Source organism: Mucilaginibacter sp. P2_A4, from assembly GCF_056405015.1.
This window is the reverse complement of sequence record NZ_JBFUCX010000004.1, coordinates 223621-243776: the sequence shown is the minus strand read 5'-3', so window position 1 is coordinate 243776 and position 20156 is coordinate 223621. Positions and strand designations below refer to the sequence as shown.

Sequence of the window (20156 nt, the reverse complement as noted above, 5' to 3'; positions counted from 1 at the left end):
TGATGTTAAATAAATAATTAATAAAACAGAAAGAAATGAAAAAATTAATCATACTATTAGGAGTCCTGACCGTCTCGCTTACGTCTTGCTTGAAAGACAAGCCGAACGTGGATTTTTCAAATATTGGCGCATTTGCCGAGATAGTACACTCTGGTACGCCATATTTTGGTGAATCAGCCATAACAGACGCTGGTGATACAATCACCAAAACCTACCAGGTAAACATTACAGGTGTTTACGCACCTACTAAAGATGTTACTGTATCTTTGGCAGTTGATAACAGTATAATTGCACCATACAATACTGCTAATCCTGCGGTTTTATATGATGCGCTTCCTGCAGGTTCTTTTGTATTGGGTACTACATCAGCTACTATAAAAGCTGGTACCAGATTGGCTAATTTTACTGTAACATTTTACAGAAACAAGTTAGATCCATCAAAAAGCTATATGCTTCCAATAAAAATTGTTAGCGCAAATGGCGTGGCTCTTAGTAATAACTTTAATATTAAATATTACCATTTCATCGGTAATGATTTTGCTGGAACATATAAGTACGATTATTCAAGGTATAATAATGGTGTTGGCCCAACAGGTGGACCTCCATCTACTGGTCCGACAGCGGGTGCTACAAGAGTGCTTTCACCAATCACTCCAACGCATTTCCAAATGACTACCGGTTATGCCAATAATAATGTATTATACGATGTTACGTTTACGAGAACTGTTACAGCCGGTGTGGTTAGTTATTCAAATTGGGCGGTTACAATTGATCCGGTTACATTAGCTGCTAACTTAGCGGGTGTATCAATTGTTCAGCAGCCTAAGTTTTTAACTTTAGATCCTGTAAACAAAACGTTCGAGATTCAGTTTATTGCCTTCAACGGTAGTGCTAACAGGTACATAGTTGATAAATATTATAAATAAAAAACAACGATTTTTTGTTGAAAGGGCTGCATTTATGCAGCCCTTTTTTTATGAAATATAATTAAGCATTTGATTTTGAATATGTTTAATTATATTTAACTTTAATACTTAATTATATTTGTAATGAAAAACTTAATCTTATCAACAATTTTTACATTGGCAGCTGCCCAGCTAACAATGGCTCAATCTATAACCGCATCCGGTACCGTAAAGAATGAAAAAGGACAGGCGATTGCATCTGCTTTGGTACAGGAGGAGGATGCAAAAACGGCCACTTATACAGATTCAACAGGATTTTTTACCATCCCGATAAAAAGCAACGCCACTATTGTAGTTTATGCTAAAGGATATAAAGATGAAAAAGTGAGCCCGAAGGAGAATTTGGTTGTGGTGCTTACACCCGGAAAATCTTCATTTAAGGCGCGTAATCTTAATGACCCTGATAAGATAACTACCACAATTCCAGATCAGAACATTACCCACGGTTTTACCTATTTTAATGTTTCAACTACCGGCTCCGGTGGTGCCTTATACAATATATCGCGTAAGGAAGACACAAAAGGTAGCCGGTATTTAGTGGAAAGCTGGGCAAAAGGATATGTAGTTGATAAAACAGGGGCGTCAATTAAGAATGATAACTATTCTTTTAACTATGATAAAATAAATGGTTCGCTTTTATTAACGCAGGATAAACGTGCCGCTGTTGATGTGGACAGGGACCGGATAAAAAGCTTTACTATTTACAATAAGCTCGATTTGCCCGAAACTTATGAGTTAATAACAAATATTGATCCTTCACACTATACCCAGGTATTATCAGACGGGAGTAAGTATAAGGTTTATAAGTTTACCAAAACTACCTTTGTAAAAGCTAATTACATAACTGATGGAATGACATCAAGCGGTAACCACTATGATGAATATGTTGATGAGCCTACCTATTATATACTTGATGTTAAAACCGCCGCGCTGCAAAAAATCGCTATCAAATCAAAAGCCATAAAGCAAGCTTTTCCTGCGGAGGCTGATAAAGTAAAAGCATTTTACAAGGAACATGCAGATGATGACATCGACGAAAACTTTTTGAAGAGCCTTGCCGATTCATTGAATTAACAAGTTTTAAAGACTATATTATAAAATGGACCGTTAGACTTTCTCTAATGGTCCATTTTTATTTCGTTTGTTTTAGAGGTATTTATAAAGATTTAAATGAAGAACATATTTGTAATAGCTATTGCATTATGCCTTGTAACAGGCGGGGCGTTAAAGGCTCAAACCGGCACAAATAGCATCTCGGCCACTGGTATTAACTCCGGTACCGGCATGGCTTATAATTTAACCAATAAAGAGGATACCAAAGGTAGCAGGTTCCTTTTTGACGTCTGGGCTAAAGGTAATGTAACGGATAGTAAGGGAAACGCCATAAATAGCGAAAATTATACTTTTAATTACGATAAAATTGGAGGGGCGCTGCTGTTAAGCCAGGATAAGCAAACGGCTATAGCGGTTGATAAAGAACACGCTAAAAGTTTTGTTATTTATGATAAAAATGATAGCCCGATGGCGTTTGAGTATGTGCCCGCCATTGATGCCACTCATTATTGCCAGGTTTGGGCAACAGGGGGTAAGTATAAAGTTTATAAGCTTACTAAAACCAGGTTTGTAAAATCGGATTATAAAAATGATGGGATCTCATCAAGCGGGAATAAATACGATGAATACATTGATGAAGCCACATATTATGTGGTTGATGCTAAAACATCTGCGCTACAAAAGATAAGTTTAAAAAGTAAAGCTATAAAACAGGTGTTTGCAGCCGATGCCGATAAGGTAATTACATTTTATAACGAACATAAAAGCGAGGACACTGATGAGGCTTTTCTTGCAAAGCTTGGCGCTTATTTAAATCAATAAGGATATCTATAAAGAACGCCGGCTAACAAACCGGCGTTCTTTGTAGATATTATTTTTTATCCACACTATATTTCCCCGGGCCAATAAAAATAAGGCCGGCAAACATAATGGCGTCTTCAATGGCGTGTGCAGCGTCGCCCAGGCCGGCTGTACGCAGTTGCAATAGCGCTGCAACAATAAGGTTGATTAGCAAGAACACACATGCTGGTCTAAAGGCAAGCCCAATGATGAGCAAGAAACCGCCTAATAGCTCGGTCACCGCCGCCAGTAATCCCCACATAACGGGTAAAAAATGAATGCCCACATATTTCATTGATTCGCCAAGCTGTTGCCAGCCTTTTACGCCACCCATAAGTTTGGGGTAACCATGATAAATAAACATGATGCCTAAACCTACACGGATGATTAATAGTCCTGTGTTTTTGTAATTGCCTAATTTGCTAAGTAGTGCCATATATAATAATATATTTTTAGTTTTTATTGCTCGATTTATTTTGTTAATTCTTTAATTGGATATTCTGATTCAGACAAACTGAACGTTTACCTGCTGGTCCTGTACATTTAATGCAACCTGGCGCCCTAATATTAAACTACAGTTATCGGGTATGTGCCCCGCCGGGAAATCAAAGCAAACCGGGTAATTATAACCCTGCACAATATCCATAATGATATCTGGTACGGTTTGCCCAAATGGAATATCGTTGTCTTTTATATCGGTAAAGCCACCTACAATTAAACCCGCAAGGTTTTTAAGCTTGCCGGCCCTTTCAAGGCAGCGCAGCATGCGGTCAATACTGTACAGGTATTCGCCCACATCCTCTATAAACAAAATCTTGCCACTATAGTCCATATCCGATGCTGAGCCAGAGATGGCGATCAATAATGATAGATTTCCGCCAATTAGTATTCCGGCACCTTCACTGGCCCGGTTGGAGGCGTGTGGTGGTAATTGATAGCTGAGTTGCTCGCCAAATAAAGCTTTACGCAAAGTATCCAATGACCGGGATGAGGCATCGGGGATATTTATGGGCATTTGCCCGTGAATGGTTTGCGCGCCATAATTGGCAAACAAATGCGCATGCAGTATGGTAATATCGCTAAAGCCAATAAGCCATTTAGGGTTTTGTGCAAACCGGCTAAAGTCAACCTTATCTATCATCCTGATGGTACCGTAGCCGCCGCGTGCCGCTATAATGGCCTTAATGCTATCGTCATCAATAAAACGTTGCAGGTCTTTTGCCCTCAATTCGTCGTCGCCCGCAAACTGGTGGTATGATGCATCAACAGTTTCGCCCAAAACAACCTCTAATCCCCATGACTGTAAAAGCGCGATAGCATCCGTCATCGGGTTAGGCAGTTTTTTGGCCGGGCAGGTGATCGCTATTTTATCGCCTTTTTTTAAGTAAGGCGGAAGCCCAGCGGTGTGTGTGGATGAAAGCGGGGAGGAAACTATAGGTGCTGGATTATCCATCGTCAATAATAATAAATTTTTTTTGGCATCCGTCTGCCGGACTTCATTGTGTTCGGTCTTTTCCGACTTAAATAATTTATCTTTGCCAATTATTTATAACGCCGCTTTTTAATGTCAGAACTCAACAAATATAAAAGATATACGGTTACATCGGCCTTACCTTATGCCAACGGACCCCTACACATTGGTCACCTTGCAGGCGCTTACCTGCCGGCCGATATTTTTGTAAGACACTTAAGGCTCAAAAAAAAGGATGTATTATATGTTTGCGGTTCGGACGAGCATGGCGCCGCCATTACCATAAAAGCAAAAAAGGAAGGCACCACACCGCAAGCCATCATTGATAAATACCATACCCAGATAAAAGAAAGTTTTGAACAGTTTGGGATAGCTTTTGATATTTATCACCGTACGTCATCACCAATACATCATGACCTATCGCAGGAGTTTTTTCTGAATTTATACGAGAAGGATGAGTTCATTGAAAAAATGAGCGAGCAATATTACGATGAGGATTACGGGCAGTTTTTAGCCGATCGCTATATTACCGGTACTTGCCCCAATTGCCATAATGAGAATGCTTACGGCGATCAGTGCGAAAGATGCGGTACATCATTAAACCCTACCGATCTGATTAACCCGGTATCTACTTTAAGTGGTAAAGCACCTGTTTTAAAGATGACCAAGCATTGGTACCTGCCGCTTGATAAATACCAGCCCTGGTTAGAGCAATGGATAGATACTAAAGAAGACAGTTGGAAAACGAACGTTTTTGGTCAGTGTAAATCATGGCTAAAATCGGGCCTGCAGCCACGCTCCATGACCCGCGACCTGGATTGGGGTATTGATGTACCATTGGAAGAAGCGCAGGGCAAGAAACTGTACGTTTGGATGGATGCGCCAATAGGCTATATCTCTGCCACCAAACAATGGGCTATTGATAATGATAAGGACTGGAAGCTATACTGGAAAAAGCAGGCCGATGAGCAGGATGATGCCTGTTTACTGCACTTTATTGGTAAGGATAACATTGTGTTCCATTGTATTATTTTCCCATCTATACTGCATGCACATGGCGAATATATTTTACCGCAAAATGTACCTGCCAATGAGTTTTTAAATTTAGAGGGCGATAAGCTTTCCACATCGCGTAACCACGCCGTTTGGCTGCACGAGTACCTGGAAGAATTCCCGGGCAAGCAGGACGAACTGCGCTATGTGCTTACCTCTATTTTACCAGAAACCAGCGACAGCGAATTTACCTGGAAAGATTACCAGGCCCGTATTAATAATGAGCTGGTAGCCATACTGGGTAATTTTGTTAACCGGGTTATGATACTGATGCATAAGTTTTACGGTGGCAAGATTGAAAGCACCACCGATAAAATTGAACTTAACGACGAATACCTGAATACAGAAATAGGCATTTGTTATGATGAGATAGAAAAAAACCTGGAAGCTTACCGCTATCGCCAGGCGTTGCAGGCTGTTATGGATATCGCCCGCCTGGGTAATCGTTACCTAACCGAAAAAGAGCCCTGGAAAACAATTAAAACCAATCCGGAAGATGCTAAGCAAGCGCTGCATAACTGTTTGTTTATAATTGGACACTTAACCGCGGCCGCGCAGCCGTTTTTGCCGGCAACTGCTAAAAAGATCATCGGCATGCTTAACTGGCCGGATGAAGTTATCCCTTACGACCAGGAGATATATTTTAATAACCGACATCAACTAAACCCATCTTCTTTATTATTTGAGAAGATAGAAGATGAGGTAATAGATCAACAGCTGCAAAAACTGTACGACAAAAAAGCTGCGGCAGCCCCGGTAAAAAGCATAGATGTACAACCCGCGAAGGACAATATCAACTATGAATCTTTTGCTACCATGGATATCCGCACGGGCACTATCCTGGCTGCAGAGAAGGTAGCCAAAACCAAAAAGCTGCTAAAGCTGACCATTGATACCGGCATTGATGAGCGTACGGTAGTATCTGGCATTGCCGAATATTATGAGCCGGAAGCCATTATTGGCCAAAAGGTAAGCATACTGGTAAACCTGGAACCACGTGAGATTAAAGGAATATTATCGCAAGGTATGATCCTGATGGCCGAGAACAGCGAAGGCAAACTAAGCTTCGTTGCGCCGGTGGATGATTTTCATAATGGAGCAGTGGTAAGGTAGAAATGCCGATTTTGGATTTAAAAATGGCGTTTTTTAGGCCGATAAAAATTTGCTGTTAAGGCATGTGATTTTTCAGGTATAATTTGCACCTTTGCAAGCTGATAAAGGATCCGCCCTTATCAGCTATAACGGTCCCGTAGTTCAACGGATAGAATAGGAGTTTCCTAAACTCTAGATATGAGTTCGATTCTCGTCGGGACCACTAAGAAAAGTAAAGCCTTTGGATGAAAATTCAGAGGCTTTTGTTTAAACAACTTTTATTCTTGATCTCTTTATTATTTTTATAATGAATCTGGCTATTAAATACACCAAAATAAGCGCCAGAATGGTGAATATTATAGGATAGTAGGATGGTAAGCCGGTCATTGTTCCCTGCCAGCCAATAAAATCCCACTTTCTATTACGGTATATCCATGTTTCTGTATAAAATATCTCGGCAACTAAAATGGATTTCAAGTAAAACTTTGCCCTCCCGGTGATAATCGACAGGTTCCCATAGTGCCTCACCTGCTTGTCGGATAATGTAACCGCTGCGCCTTTAAATTTTCCGAAGTTTTTCATCATTTCGATTTTATCCTCCAACACCCCATCCGCGTTGATGGTGATATAATCCTGTCCCACCATTTTGTTGGTGGCAGGTTTATCAGCAGTCAGTATCGCGTTAAACATTTCCGCTTCTTTACCGATGAGTACTTTTGTTAGTGAATCGGCATTTGCAGACAATTGTGCGAAGCATGGTTGTATAATTCCAGGAAGAAAAAGGACAATTATAACGAGTATCCTTTTGGCAAACAGAATAAATTCAGGCATGTTTTTAAGCTAAAAGATTTAGAAATAAGTACCACCATCAATGAGGCACTTGAGTTATGTGTGGATAAGTGCCTGATTATGAATGAAGATACGCTTTTTTTTCTATTATTATAAGTAAGTTACCCCTAAACTCTAGATATGAGTTCGATTCCCGTCGGGACCACTGAACTTCGGTACTACCGAACTTTACTCAATAAAACCCACTTATTTTTATAAGTGGGTTTTTGCTTTAAACTAGTTAAAGTAACAGCTTGATTATATTACGAATTGACTGAATAATTAAGTTGTATTTATACCCGGTATTTCATGTATCTGCATATACGGTAATTAAGCGCTAAACCTTAAAACGGGTAAGTAATACGAAGAATCGGGTAAGTCAGCTTTTACGATACTGCTCACCTTTGCTTAAACAAAAATCATAAAAATGAGCAAAACAATAATCATTACAGGAGCATCATCAGGCTTCGGCAGGGAAACAGCTAAAATATTTCAAAAACAAGGCTGGAACGTAGTTGCAACAATGCGTTCACCTGAAATCGAAAAGGAACTTAGTGAATTAGAAAACGTAGTGGTAACCCACTTAGATGTACAGGACACTGAATCCATTCAAAACTCTGTAAACAAAGCAATTCAACATTTTGGAAGCATTGATGTATTGCTAAACAATGCCGGCTACGGATTGATGGGTGTATTCGAATCCGCAACACCAGAACAAATTCAAAAGCAATACGCAGTTAATGTTTTTGGGCTGATGGATGTTACCCGTTCGGTTTTACCTCAAATGCGTCAGCAAGGCAGCGGCACTATCATTAATTTATCTTCATTTGGAGGTCAGGTTGGCCTGCCTTTCGGGAGTTTGTACAACAGCAGTAAATTTGCTGTGGAAGGTTTTTCAGAGTCGTTATCTCATGAACTTTCTGCGTTCGGCATATTCGTTAAAATCATTGAACCAGGCGGCGTAAATACTAATTTTCGTGGTGGCCTGGAAATGATCAAAAACGAAGTTCCCGAATACAATCCATTGATGGGCAACTTCTTTGGGCGCTATGCAGCGGCTACGGCGCATTTGCCGAAAGCAACTCCTGAAGATGTTGCGCAAAAGATTTTTGAGGCAGCAACAGACGATAAAGCACAATTACGTTACGTTATTGGTGAGGATGCCCAATTTTATATTGATACCAAATACCAAAACAGCGATTCTGATTTCATAAAAATAATGCGAGACCGTTTTGTAATTTAGTAGAGATTATGCAGGAAAAGTTTATTGATGTTCAAACCATCAGCGAAATTCACAATTTGTGGGGCTGTGATAAACCCCGTCATCCGCTGGTTACCGTAATCGATCTGACCAAACACCAATTTCGCGGAGACCGGAACGGGCTTATTTACCGGCTTGACTTTTATACCATTTTCTGCAAAAAATTTGATGGTGTGTTAGGCTATGGCCGGTCGTATTATGATTTTAGCGAAGGTTCGCTGATGTTCACTGCACCCGGCCAGGCAACCACACCCGTATCAACTCCAACCCTTGAAGAAGGATGGGCACTGTTCTTTCATCCCGACTTGATCCATCATTCCCCACTTGGTAAAAATATCGGGCAATATTCTTTTTTTAATTACGAAGCGAACGAAGCTTTGCATATTTCCGAAGAAGAAAAATTGGCCTTGCTTGACTGTGTGAGAAAGATAGAACAGGAATGTAGTCAGCATATTGATAAACATACGCAAACCTTGATCCAGAATAACATAGAAATGTTGCTGAATTACTGTAGTCGTTTCTACGATCGTCAATTTTACACCCGTGAGAAAGTGAATACCGATGTAGTACAGGCTTTCGAAAAATTATTGAAAGATCATTTTGCGCAGGACACGCTGATCAACAGCGGACTTCCGGGAGTGAAAAGTTTTGCTGAACAATTGCATCTGTCTCCAAATTATCTTTCAGATCTTTTACAAAAATTCACCGGGAAAACCACACAGGAACATATTCATTTACAATTAATCCATAAGGCAAAAGATCTACTGTGTAGTACCGGCAAGTCAGTTAGCGAAATAGCATATACGCTTGGCTTTGAGAATCCACCACATTTTACCCGTTTATTCAAACAAAAGACAGGCTACTCGCCAAGTGAATATCGCAGGTTAAATTAAATAACCATAACAAATTACTCTTAGAGCCATTGCTTATGTATAAAATTATAATAGGAGCATCAAAATTTACAGGCTCCGATATTCTGAGATTTAAAGAAAGAGGAGGTGTACGATGAAAGTACTTGTGTTTGGCGCAAATGGCAGGACGGGCAGATTGGTTGTAGAGCGCGCCATTGCGAATGGCCATGAGGTGAGTGTTTTGGCACGTAATATCCGCTTGTATCACCAAGCTGGCGTACGGGTAATAATGGGTGATGCGCTTAATGCAGAAGATGTGCTACGCGCCATGCAGCATCAAGATGCCGTTGTAGATTGTATTGGCGGAACAGCACCGTGGAAAAACCAGACGCTGGAACGAGATACGATGCAAAACATTGCGACCGCGATGAAGACATCAGGAACAAAAAGGCTGGTAGTGGTATCTGCGATGGGTGTGGCTGATAGTTCAAAACAGTCGCCATGGTGGTACCGATACCTGATGGTGCCAACGTTTTTACGAGGATCAACTGCGGACAAAACAGCTATGGAAGCTATTGTATATGAAAGTGAACTGGAATGGGTGATTGCCAGACCACCGGTTTTGACGGATGGATCATCGACAGGAAAAGTACATATATTGGGGGAAAGTGAAAAAGGTCACACGATTACAAGAGTCGACTTGGCGGTATGGCTAATTGAGCAATTGCAAAATAATACTTATGTAGGACAGGCAGTAGTAGTAGTAAACAGTTAACAGCGGTATTGTGCGGCCGAATACAGGTTTGTTAGTTTGAAACACTTCCCGTCCCCATATTTAAAATTTGTGTCTATTACGCCGTTAGGTCAATTAATAGCTGTAAATCCTCTATAAAATTATTGGAAATTGGAGCCTTTGAGACTACTAAATGACCCCATGTATGCTATGCATGGGAATAAAAATTAAAAGCCTTTAGATTTAAATCTGAAGGCTTTTTTGTTGAATTATTTATTTAGCTTAGATAAATAGTGGTTGTAACCTAAAATGAAACTTTATCTTTTATTTATATTGGTGATTTTTTTCTCGTGTCACAGGGGAAAACATGACGTTGAAAATGTCGTTCCGGGTGTGGATTTAAATATAAAGATAACCCAATTCAATCACGTGTTTTTATCAAGCAGCGCAGGGGCATATCTATTTAAAGACAACAAGCTCATTCATATTTTTTAAATAAGAATTAACGGCTAATAATATATTTTTTGTTATCCTCTAACCCCACCGCACAAAGCAAATCAGCCATAAAAGAGTTCGAGTTTTGTATCGTTGGGACCACAAAATGACCCATTATAAGGGAAAAACATGGAGAATAATTGTTTTGAAAGCCTCTAAACGGAAATCTGGAGCCTTTTTTTGTCGAGAGCGGTGCGGTGATAACACCGACCGCAAGCAAAACGAATATTATTTCCCGACAATTTTCTTGCGGTGTACAATTCCCCAACCTGAAAGTTCGCTGATGATGGTTTGCAGCGTATTGCCGTGCTCGGTCAATTCATATTGAATCGATATCGGTTGGGTGTCTAAAACTGTTCGTTTAACCAATTGATTTGTTTCCAATTCCTTTAATTCTTTACTCAGCATCCGGTTGGAAATCCCTTCTATATCATTCAAAATATCGGAGAATCGCCTTTTTTTGTAACAGCAAATGGATGAAATAATAGCGACTTTCCATTTCCCGTTCAACGCGTCCATGGCGTCCTGAACGGATCTCATTCTTTTCTTTTGTTCCTGTTGAAACTCTGTTATTTCGCACCTCATAATGTTACTTGGTTACACCGATGTTACTGTTATTTATCAGTACAAAGTTACTAAAAATAACCAATGTGGTCTACCTTTGTCGCTCAATCTTTAAAAAAAGAAATAATGAGTAAATTAAAAAACAAAGTAGCCGTGATTACAGGCGGCAATAGCGGTATTGGGTTTGGTATTGCTGAAGCATTTAAAAACGAAGGTGCTAAAGGAGTTATTGTCGGCAGAAATCAGAAAACTTTAGATAGTGCTGTGGCTCAGCTTGGCGATAATTTTATAGCCATAAATGCCGATGTAACGAACCTTGCCGACCTGGAAAGAGTGTTTGCAGCAACAGCTGAAAAATTTGGTAAAATAGATGTGATTGTAGCCAATGCTGGTGCTGGAGCTGTAGGAACTGTGGCAACTATTGGCGAAGCCGATTATGACAAGACAATGGATTTAAACCTGAAAAGTGTTTACTTCACTGTTCATAAAGCACTGCCCCATATGAATGATGGTGGTTCTATTATTCTTATCGGGTCAAATGCTGCACATCGGGCATATCCGTCATTTACGCTGTATGGTGCTGCAAAAGCGGCTGTGATCTTTTTTGCAAAAGCATTTTCAAGCGATCTTTTAGATAGAAAAATCAGAGCAAACGTAATAACACCAGGTACAACAGATACACCAGCATTTGAACAGTTTGTTCCCGCAGAACAAATTGAAGCTATAAAAAAACACTTTGCAGGTGAAATGCCGACAGGCAGGATTGGGCAACCTGCTGACATTGGTAAAACAGCGGTCTTCCTGGCCTCCGATGATTCTTCGTTTATGCTTGGTGCTGAACTCCTTGTTGATGGTGGTATGACCTATTTGGCTAAGTAATTAGCCCAACTGGCGCAGGTCTTATAACCCGTGCCAACTTGTTCAAGTTGGACTGACGAATTGTGGTCATAAATTTCAATACAATCTGCCTCATGGACGAAGGAAATCACAGTTTGATTATAAGTTTCTTTTAAATCCCTGTTCCTTCATGAGCAGGGATTTTTATTGTTTAAAATAACCTGCCAAAGATCTTAGTCTTTTATCCGGCAGCTTGATTAAATTGCGCATGATTATATTTTTGTACAATGTCCAATTTTGAAGCGTTTTTCGATTACATTCAAAAAATATCAGGCAAAGTGCTGTCAGAGGATGATAAGCATTTGTTGACAGCGCATTTCAAACCCAGAAAACTTCGAAAACGGCAATACTTTTTGCAGGAAGGAGACGTGTGCAAATATATCGGGTTTATTGTAAAAGGATCCGCCAGGACCTTTACGGTAGATGAAAAAGGACATGAACATATACTGAAATTGTCTGTAGAAAATTGGTGGCTGACAGATTTCGAAAGTTTTTACCGGTTAACGCCAACTCGCTTCAATATTGAGGCGCTGGAGGAACTGGAGATACTGCAATCAACCCACGCGGAAATTGAGGAGTTTTTGAAGCATATCCCTGCCTTTTCGGCGATGTCGAACGTGATCAGTCAAAACAACACCATTGCAGCCCAGAAAAGAATGCAGGCCATTAGTCATTCGGCTGAAGAGCGCTACGAAGAACTGATCAGCAATTATCCTCATTTTCTACAGCGGTTTCCGCAAAATATGATCGCTTCCTATCTTGGTTTATCGTCTGAAACTTTGAGCCGGATAAAGAAAAACGCCTTAAAATAGATCCTTTAGCGATTTCAGGCTTCGCTATCATTACAAATGCGCCTGTTAAATTGAATCGCCTGGAGATCTTCTTTCTCCTTGATATATAAACATCCGACTGATCAATGTTTGGATTGCGAGGGTAATTTGTCAATTACTTCTACCGGGGACTACAATTCGTGGTTTGCCAACGCTATACTTCCCTGGATAAGAAGATGTGCTCAACAATGAAATCTAGGCTGTTGTGGTCTTTCAGCCGTTTTGCATCTTCGATTTTTACGGCTGTTTTAAGTTGTTATCTTATAATTAGTTAGCGTATTTTTTTGATTTAAGCCACCTCTTTGAAGTGACATTTATCGTGTGTATTTAATGATTTATGTCAGCCTCCGGTTCGTTATGATGCAGGATCTTTGAATGTGCTTCAGAACGGAAAAAACCTGAAGAACTTGAATATAATTAATAATAGAATCATGAGTAAATTAGAAAACAAGGTAGCAGTAGTTACCGGTGCTTCAAAAGGAATAGGTGCAGCTATCGCCAAACATTTTGCTGCTGCAGGCGCAAAGGTTGTTGTAAATTATGCTACGAGCAAAGAAGGCGCAGATAAAGTGGTAAAAGCCATAACCGACAATGGAGGTACAGCCATTGCAGTACAGGCCGATGTATCGAAGGAAGCCGATGTAACCAGGTTGTTCGAAGAAACAAGGAAGGTTTTCGGCACGCTGGATATTTTAGTAAATAATGCGGTATCTCAGGGATATGCACCTATTGAACTCATTTCGGTAGAAGACTTCCACCAAAGTTTCAATGTCAATGTGTTAGGGCCTGTATTGACTATCCAGGCAGCTCTGAAACTTTTCGGCGATAAGGGTGGGAACATTATCAATATCAGTTCGGGTGCAAGTAAATACCCTCTTCAAAATGCCTCGTTGTATTCTGCAACCAAAGCGGCACTGGATGCCTTCACCATCGCTTTATCTAAGGAGTTGGGTATAAAAAACGTTCGTATCAATTCTATTTTGCCGGGCGCTACGGAAACAGAAGGTGCAGCCAGTGCAGGCGTTACTACTGGCAGTGAGTATGAAAAGATGTTTGTCGAAAAAACACCGCTTGGCCGCAGAGGACAGCCCGCAGATATTGCGAAAGCTGCAGTATTTCTGGCTTCCGATGACGCAGCCTGGATCACAGGAGAGCAAATTTCTGTTTCGGGTGGTATGTATGGTTTTTAAATTCAAATTGACCACAAAATTTCATTGTTATGGCAGTTACAGGCTTAACAATCATATAGTTTGAAACACTTCCCGGCGCCATATTTAAAATGTGTATTTATTACGCCGCGAGATCGATTAATGGCTGTAAATCCCCAATGAAATTATCGGAAATGGGAGCCTTTGAGACTACATTTAACCCCGCTCATGGTAATTGCCGGGAAATATTATTGAATAGCCTTTAGATGAAAATCTGAGGGCTTTTTTGTGGGATTAAACTCCTGTGAGCGAAATCATTGTAAACATAAATCCGGTTATCGCCATAAAAAAACAAAAATGACCAGATTTCAGTTGCGGTACGATCATCTTTTAATACAATCCGGCTAAAACGTTCTGATAACAGTATCGCCAGGGCAAATCCAAAGGCAAATGCTAAAGCTAATTACTCAACTCTGAGTTCCTATTTAAAGATCACCTGTAAATGGGACTAAGTGCTTTTGCAAAGAATTGCCCTCAGGCGCAACTTTTTTATTTCTATTGGAAATGGCATCACGGCCATGCTTGAATAAATGATGGAAAAATCGTTCATAAACGGTATTTCACGCAGCGTTATTGACAAAAGTTGACTTTTATTGCTGAATAGTGTGATAGAGTCCTTTTCTGAAGGTATAGTTTTGGGTTAATGGTTTACAAGCCATTTTTTAAAATTGAAGAAATACATTTTAACGTTAACGCAAAATATCATCAATAACACATAGGGGTATTAGGCCATCGATTTCTATGCAATCCATCGACAGGCCGCGACTCAATGCGTTTTCGACAATTTATTATTATCAAAATTGATTTAAGTTAAAGTATCTACTATGAATATTAAACTCAGTGCGTCGTTGTTGGCGGCCTTTCTAATTTTGGCAGGATTAAGATCACAAGGACAGTCTGCTGCCCCAGGCAAGATCGATGTTATAACCCAAAATGATACCGCACGAACGCTCACACCATTCTTTATCCCGGCAACCACATCAAAAAAGACCCCGAATCCGGAGGGGTTTATTCAGCGTTGGTTGCTTTTAGAGCCCATCAATAAATCGATACGGAGTAATCTTGTTTTTACGGATAACTACCTGAAAACACAATTTGAAACCAATTATTTTCCAAACCAGTTTACGGTGATTCCGAAGGATCTGGAAAAAGTAAAAGTTGGCGAGCAGGAATTGTTATGGCATGCATTGGAAAGCCCGAATTTCAACCTCAAATTATTTCGTTTTGCCTATGGGTTAAAGAAACAGACGTATGCAGTTTTGTTTTGGGCCGTAACCATAGTTAACAGTCCGCGCGAAATGAAAAATGTAAGATTGGCAGTAGGGTCAAATGGAGGATCAATGTGGTGGCTGAATGGAAAGGAAGCAGTAATACTTGACGGAGATAGGCGCATGGTGATGGATGATTGTGTCTCCGCTCGGTTGACACTCAACAAAGGAAAAAATATAATAAGGGGAGCCGTAATCAACGGGCCCGGACTTAGTGATTTTTGTGTTCGTCTGCTGGATGAAAAAGGGGAGCCGGTAAAAGGTCTCACTATCAGTCTGCAATAAATTAGTTGATCATCCCATTTAACATCGAATTTGTATAGCAATTATTTATTATGAAATTAATAGTAAAGGTAATAAGCACTATAGCCCTATTTTCATTGTGGTCAACCAGAAATGCGATAGCACAAATTGGCAAACCATTTATACATGATCCCTCAACTATCACAGAATCTGATGGGAAGTATTTCACATTTGGAACAGGTGGAGGCGGATTAATATCCGAAGATGGCTGGACATGGAATGGGGGCGCAGTAAGACCCGGCGGAGGAGCCGCTCCTGATGTATTAAAAATAGGTGACCGCTACCTTATTGTTTATGGCGCAACTGGCGGTGGCCTGGCGGGCGGTCATAACGGAACAATACTTACCATGTGGAATAAGTCACTCGATCCAAAATCCCCGGATTTTAAATATTCGGAGGCTGTTAAAGTTGCCTCGTCCGATGGTATAGAGGATAATGATGCGATAGATCCGGGGCTTCTTCTGGATCCAACCGATGGAAGGTTATGGTTATCCTACGGCACCTATTTTGGGTATATCCGCCTTGTGGAACTTGATCCCAAAACGGGTAAGCGTGTGGAAGGTAATAAGGCATTAAACATAGCCATAGATTGTGAAGCCACAGATCTGTTATATCGGGATGGATGGTACTATTTGCTTGGAACCCACGGCACATGCTGTGATGGCCCAAACTCAACCTATAATATTGTTGTTGGCCGCTCCAGAAAAGTAACCGGCCCATACCTTGATAACATGGGAAGAGGTATGTTAAAGGGAGGCGGCAAAATGGTAGTTGCAGCTGGCGACAGGCTGATAGGCCCAGGCCATTTTGGACGTTTAGTTGTTGGCGACGGCGTTGAAAAGATGTCTTGCCATTATGAGGCAGATTTGGATCAAAGTGGTCGGAGCGTATTAGGCATTCGCCCGTTACTATGGAAAAACGGATGGCCTGTTGCTGGTGATAACTTCAAAGAAGGAACTTATGAGATTGAGTCTGAGCGAAGGGGATACGCCTTAGAATTAGGGGTTGATTTTATAAGAATGCCAGGTGGAATGCGGTTTAATAGAAACAATGATGAACCGGTAAAACCAGTGCCATCACAGGAATTAGCAGATGTAGTTAAAGGCTGGCCAGCCGGAAACATTGGTGTAAGAATAGGTGATTATGTATTTCGTCCACATCAAAAATGGGCAATTTCACAAGTTCCCGGTGCAGGGGGATACCTGGGCGGACCATATTATAAAATAGTAATTGCCGGAACAGACCGTGCATTAGCAGCAACAGCAGAAGCTGAACTGATAACAGTTCCAACGTTTACCGGTGCGCCGGAACAATTATGGCGGATTGATCAGTTGACTGATGGAACTTATAGGATTATGCCAAAGGTGGTTCCTGATTCGAAGGAGCAGCTGGCTTTAGTGGCATCTGGCGACAGCACACCCACACTCGCCAAATTTGATATGAATAGTGATAATTCAAAATGGAATTTCAGGGCTCACTAACTTATTTAAATGAGATCAGGAAAATGCTACCAATCTTGAAAACTAAATTATAAAAAAATGAACTTAAAACGTTTTGCTATTTTATTTATGGCTTCCCTGGCCGGCAGCCTTTGCAAGGCTCAAACGGGCCCTGGAGAGATCAAAGAAGATTTCCATGCTTCCAGCCTTAACCAACCCGGGCGGGACTACCCCCAGGTTAATTCGCAAGGCTATACACGTTTTCGGATAATGGCCCCCAAAGCGGATAGTATACGGGTTACCCTGGGCCTGGGTGGAAGAGGAGGAACAAAACTTACTAAAGGTACTGACGGATATTTTTCCGGCACAACAGAAGGCCCAATGGACGAAGGTTTCCACTACTACCACTTAATAGTTGATGGCGGCGTATTTAATGACCCGGGCACATTAAATTATTATGGTTCCACCCGTTGGGAAAGCGGAATCGAAATACCTGCTCATGACCAGGACTTTTATGCCTTAAAGGATGTACCTCACGGTAATGTGCAGCAAATACTTTTTCCTTCAAAAAGCACAAATACACAGCGAAGAGCCTTTGTTTACACACCTCCGGGTTATGATAAGGAAAGATCGAAGAAATACCCGGTGCTGTATTTACAACACGGCTGGGGTGAAGATGAGACCGCATGGAGCAACCAGGGGCATGCCAACCTGATCATGGATAACCTAATTGCTGAAGGCAAAATAAAACCCTTCATCATCGTGATGACCTATGGCATGACCAACGATATTAAAATGAAACCTGGTGGTTTGAGGGATTTCAAGATAGATGCTTTTGAAACCGTATTAACAGATGAATTAGTGCCTTATGTGGATGCCAGCTTCCGTACGGTTGCAGATAGGGCACACCGCGCTATGGCAGGGTTATCAATGGGGGGCATGGAAACGCATTTAATAACACTTGCCAAGCCCGATGAATTTGCCTATTACGGTCTTTTAAGCGGGGGGATTTATACACCCGCTGAATTAAAAGATAAAGCTAAGGCTAAACTTATTTTTATAAGTTGCGGCAGCAAGGAAAATCCTGCTGGCGTAAATAATGCTGCGGCTGCATTAAAAGAAGCAGGCTACAATGCCGTATCTTTTATTTCAGAGAATACTGCCCATGAGTTTCTAACCTGGCGCCGCAGCCTGAAAGAACTTGCGCCGCTGCTGTTTAAAGACTGAGCTGCCTTGTTGTGTTAATATATTAAGTGCGCTTAATTGCGGGTAAAGCAATTAAGCGTGTTTTTTAATATCTATGCGTATCATAAAGTATTCAAAATAATCATCATATGAAAAGGATTCAGTTACCCAGCTGCAAATAGAAATATCTATTCATATAACAGCACAAACCGACTATGAGTAAAATATTCAGTAATCTTTTTTTTGGTATAGTATTTTTTTTGCTGGGCCCATCCGCGCCTTTTGCACAAACGGCTCATAATCCAATTATATACGCGGATGTGCCTGATATTTCAATAATCAGGGTAGGTAGTACTTATTACATGAGCAGTACTACTATGCACATGAGCCCTGGCGTGCCGATAATGAAATCTAAAGATTTAGTCAATTGGAAACTTGTTAGCTATGCGTATGATATTTTAGATGACACCGATGACCTAAACCTGAATAATGGCCAAAACAGTTACGGGCGAGGTTCGTGGGCAAGTAGCCTGCGCTATCATAATGGCATTTACTATGTATCTACCTTTGCTGGCAATACCGGCAAAACTTATATTTATACCACTCATAATATTGAAAAAGGCCCGTGGAAGGCTTTATCCTTTAAGCCAAGCCTGCATGACCATTCATTGTTTTTTGACGATGATGGTAAAGTTTATATGATTTATGGAAGCGGGCGCATCATGTTAGCCCAATTGAAGGATGATCTTTCCGGAATAAAGCCTGACACAAAGCCACAGGTGCTGATAGAGAACGCCAGCCTGGCTGCCGGGCCGAATTTAGGATTGCCGGCAGAGGGTTCCCAGATGTTCAAAATCAAGGGGAAATATTACCTGTTCAATATTTCATGGCCCCGTGGTGGAATGCGAAGTGTTCTTATTCACCGGGCAGATAATATTACTGGCCCCTACGAAGGCCGGCTGGCGTTACAGGATAAAGGCGTAGCTCAGGGTGGTTTGGTAAACACACCAAACGGACGGTGGTTTGCGTATCTTTTTCGCGATTTTGGTTCAGTAGGCCGGGTGCCCTACATGGTTCCTGTAAAGTGGGAAGATGGTTGGCCAGTATTGGGTATAAATCATCAGGCACCCGATACTGTCGCGTTACCGGCAAACAAATCGCTCATGCCCGGTATCATCTCGTCGGATGAATTTAACCGTAGGCGCGGTGAGCGCGATTTGCCCCTGGTTTGGCAATGGAACCATAACCCGGTTAACCAATTATGGTCTGTTACACAGCGTAAAGGTTACCTCAGGTTAACTACAGGGAGGCTTGATACCACTTTAGTAGCAGCAAAAAATATACTCACACAACGCACGTTTGGTCCCGAATGTTCAGCTATAACGGCTATTGATGTTTCTGGACTTAAAGACGGCGATCATGCCGGCCTCGCCTTGTTACAGCGAAAATTTGGATGGGTGGGGGTGAAGGTCGAAAACGGCAGTAAGTATATTGTTATGGTAAATGCACAGGGAGCTTCGCCAACAGAGTCGGCAAGTATTCCGTTATCCCAAAACCGGGTGTATTTAAAGGCTGTGTGTGATTTTAAAGACCGGACCGACAAAGCGTATTTTTATTATAGCATCGACGGAAATAATTGGATACCAATTGGCGCTACGCTTCAAATGGCTTATACCATTCCACATTTTATGGGTTACAGGTTTGGCCTTTTTAACTATGCCACAAAAACTACAGGAGGATATGCAGACTTCGATTATTTTCGGTTAGCGGCAGGTAAATGAAATCGATTTAAAGAACAAGATAATGAATAGTAATAAATT

Annotated in this window: 18 protein-coding genes and 1 tRNA gene; 15 read left to right on the top strand and 4 right to left on the bottom strand. The window is 41.1% G+C overall.

Going from position 1 to position 20156, the window contains the following annotated elements; genetic code table 11:
* Positions 1 to 35: 35 nt before the first annotated feature.
* From AC1DYB_RS10000 to AC1DYB_RS09990, 3 genes are all read left to right on the top strand, one after another.
* A complete protein-coding gene (locus AC1DYB_RS10000; protein WP_477434548.1) occupies positions 36 to 926 on the top strand; it encodes a DUF1735 domain-containing protein in 891 nt (296 codons plus the stop codon).
* Positions 927 to 1049: 123 nt separating this feature from the next.
* A complete protein-coding gene (locus AC1DYB_RS09995; protein ID WP_477434546.1) occupies positions 1050 to 2039 on the top strand; it encodes a hypothetical protein in 990 nt (329 codons plus the stop codon).
* Positions 2040 to 2135: 96 nt separating this feature from the next.
* Positions 2136 to 2840, top strand: a complete 705-nt coding sequence (locus AC1DYB_RS09990) for a hypothetical protein (protein WP_477434544.1) — start codon at positions 2136 to 2138, stop codon at positions 2838 to 2840.
* A 49-nt stretch (positions 2841 to 2889) separates the two neighbouring features.
* On the opposite strand, the gene AC1DYB_RS09985 is transcribed toward AC1DYB_RS09990, so the two are convergent.
* Together AC1DYB_RS09985 and AC1DYB_RS09980 are read right to left on the bottom strand one after the other, a co-directional pair.
* Positions 2890 to 3294 (bottom strand): DoxX family protein, encoded by a 405-nt coding sequence (locus tag AC1DYB_RS09985; protein ID WP_477434542.1) that lies wholly within the window; start codon positions 3292 to 3294, stop codon positions 2890 to 2892.
* 69 nt (positions 3295 to 3363) lie between these two features.
* Positions 3364 to 4311: a S66 peptidase family protein gene (locus tag AC1DYB_RS09980; protein ID WP_477434540.1), complete on the bottom strand. Its 948-nt coding sequence runs from the start codon at positions 4309 to 4311 to the stop codon at positions 3364 to 3366.
* A 111-nt stretch (positions 4312 to 4422) separates the two neighbouring features.
* Between AC1DYB_RS09980 and metG the strand changes: the two genes are divergently transcribed.
* Together metG and AC1DYB_RS09970 are read left to right on the top strand one after the other, a co-directional pair.
* A complete protein-coding gene (gene metG / locus AC1DYB_RS09975) occupies positions 4423 to 6495 on the top strand; it encodes a methionine--tRNA ligase (RefSeq protein WP_477434538.1) in 2073 nt (690 codons plus the stop codon).
* Positions 6496 to 6625: 130 nt separating this feature from the next.
* Positions 6626 to 6697: transfer RNA gene (locus tag AC1DYB_RS09970), tRNA-Arg, on the top strand.
* Between the two features lie 44 nt (positions 6698 to 6741).
* On the opposite strand, the gene AC1DYB_RS09965 is transcribed toward AC1DYB_RS09970, so the two are convergent.
* On the bottom strand, positions 6742 to 7305 hold the full coding sequence (locus tag AC1DYB_RS09965) for a nuclear transport factor 2 family protein (protein ID WP_477434536.1): 564 nt from the start codon (positions 7303 to 7305) through the stop codon (positions 6742 to 6744).
* A 424-nt stretch (positions 7306 to 7729) separates the two neighbouring features.
* On the opposite strand from AC1DYB_RS09965, the gene AC1DYB_RS09960 reads away from it, so the two are divergent.
* The 3 genes from AC1DYB_RS09960 to AC1DYB_RS09950 all read left to right on the top strand — a co-directional run bounded on the left by AC1DYB_RS09960 (position 7730) and on the right by AC1DYB_RS09950 (position 10189).
* Positions 7730 to 8545, top strand: coding sequence for an SDR family oxidoreductase (locus tag AC1DYB_RS09960; RefSeq protein WP_477434534.1), 816 nt, complete (start codon positions 7730 to 7732; stop codon positions 8543 to 8545).
* Between the two features lie 8 nt (positions 8546 to 8553).
* Positions 8554 to 9456, top strand: coding sequence for a helix-turn-helix domain-containing protein (locus AC1DYB_RS09955; RefSeq protein WP_477434532.1), 903 nt, complete (start codon positions 8554 to 8556; stop codon positions 9454 to 9456).
* Between the two features lie 112 nt (positions 9457 to 9568).
* On the top strand, positions 9569 to 10189 hold the full coding sequence (locus AC1DYB_RS09950; RefSeq protein WP_477434530.1) for an NAD(P)-dependent oxidoreductase: 621 nt from the start codon (positions 9569 to 9571) through the stop codon (positions 10187 to 10189).
* Positions 10190 to 10870: 681 nt separating this feature from the next.
* Here AC1DYB_RS09950 and AC1DYB_RS09945 read toward each other — a convergent pair.
* Positions 10871 to 11227, bottom strand: a complete 357-nt coding sequence (locus AC1DYB_RS09945; RefSeq protein WP_477434528.1) for a winged helix-turn-helix transcriptional regulator — start codon at positions 11225 to 11227, stop codon at positions 10871 to 10873.
* Between the two features lie 63 nt (positions 11228 to 11290).
* Here AC1DYB_RS09945 and AC1DYB_RS09940 point away from each other — a divergent pair, with 63 nt between their 5' ends.
* The 7 genes from AC1DYB_RS09940 (at position 11291) to AC1DYB_RS09910 (ending at position 20117) form a co-directional block, all read left to right on the top strand.
* Entirely contained in the window at positions 11291 to 12085 is a 795-nt protein-coding gene (locus AC1DYB_RS09940) for an SDR family NAD(P)-dependent oxidoreductase (protein WP_477434526.1), read from the top strand.
* 245 nt (positions 12086 to 12330) lie between these two features.
* Positions 12331 to 12915, top strand: a complete 585-nt coding sequence (locus AC1DYB_RS09935) for a Crp/Fnr family transcriptional regulator (RefSeq protein ID WP_477434524.1) — start codon at positions 12331 to 12333, stop codon at positions 12913 to 12915.
* Between the two features lie 449 nt (positions 12916 to 13364).
* Complete coding sequence (locus AC1DYB_RS09930) at positions 13365 to 14123, top strand: SDR family NAD(P)-dependent oxidoreductase (protein ID WP_477434522.1); 759 nt, start codon at positions 13365 to 13367, stop codon at positions 14121 to 14123.
* A gap of 842 nt (positions 14124 to 14965) precedes the next feature.
* Complete coding sequence (locus AC1DYB_RS09925; RefSeq protein WP_477434520.1) at positions 14966 to 15694, top strand: hypothetical protein; 729 nt, start codon at positions 14966 to 14968, stop codon at positions 15692 to 15694.
* Positions 15695 to 15744: 50 nt separating this feature from the next.
* Positions 15745 to 17193: a family 43 glycosylhydrolase gene (locus tag AC1DYB_RS09920; protein ID WP_477434518.1), complete on the top strand. Its 1449-nt coding sequence runs from the start codon at positions 15745 to 15747 to the stop codon at positions 17191 to 17193.
* Between the two features lie 57 nt (positions 17194 to 17250).
* On the top strand, positions 17251 to 18378 hold the full coding sequence (locus AC1DYB_RS09915) for an alpha/beta hydrolase-fold protein (protein ID WP_477434516.1): 1128 nt from the start codon (positions 17251 to 17253) through the stop codon (positions 18376 to 18378).
* A 173-nt stretch (positions 18379 to 18551) separates the two neighbouring features.
* Positions 18552 to 20117 carry a glycoside hydrolase family 43 protein gene (locus tag AC1DYB_RS09910; RefSeq protein ID WP_477434514.1) on the top strand — a complete coding sequence of 522 codons (1566 nt, stop codon included), beginning with the start codon at positions 18552 to 18554 and terminating at the stop codon, positions 20115 to 20117.
* Positions 20118 to 20156: the final 39 nt, after the last annotated feature.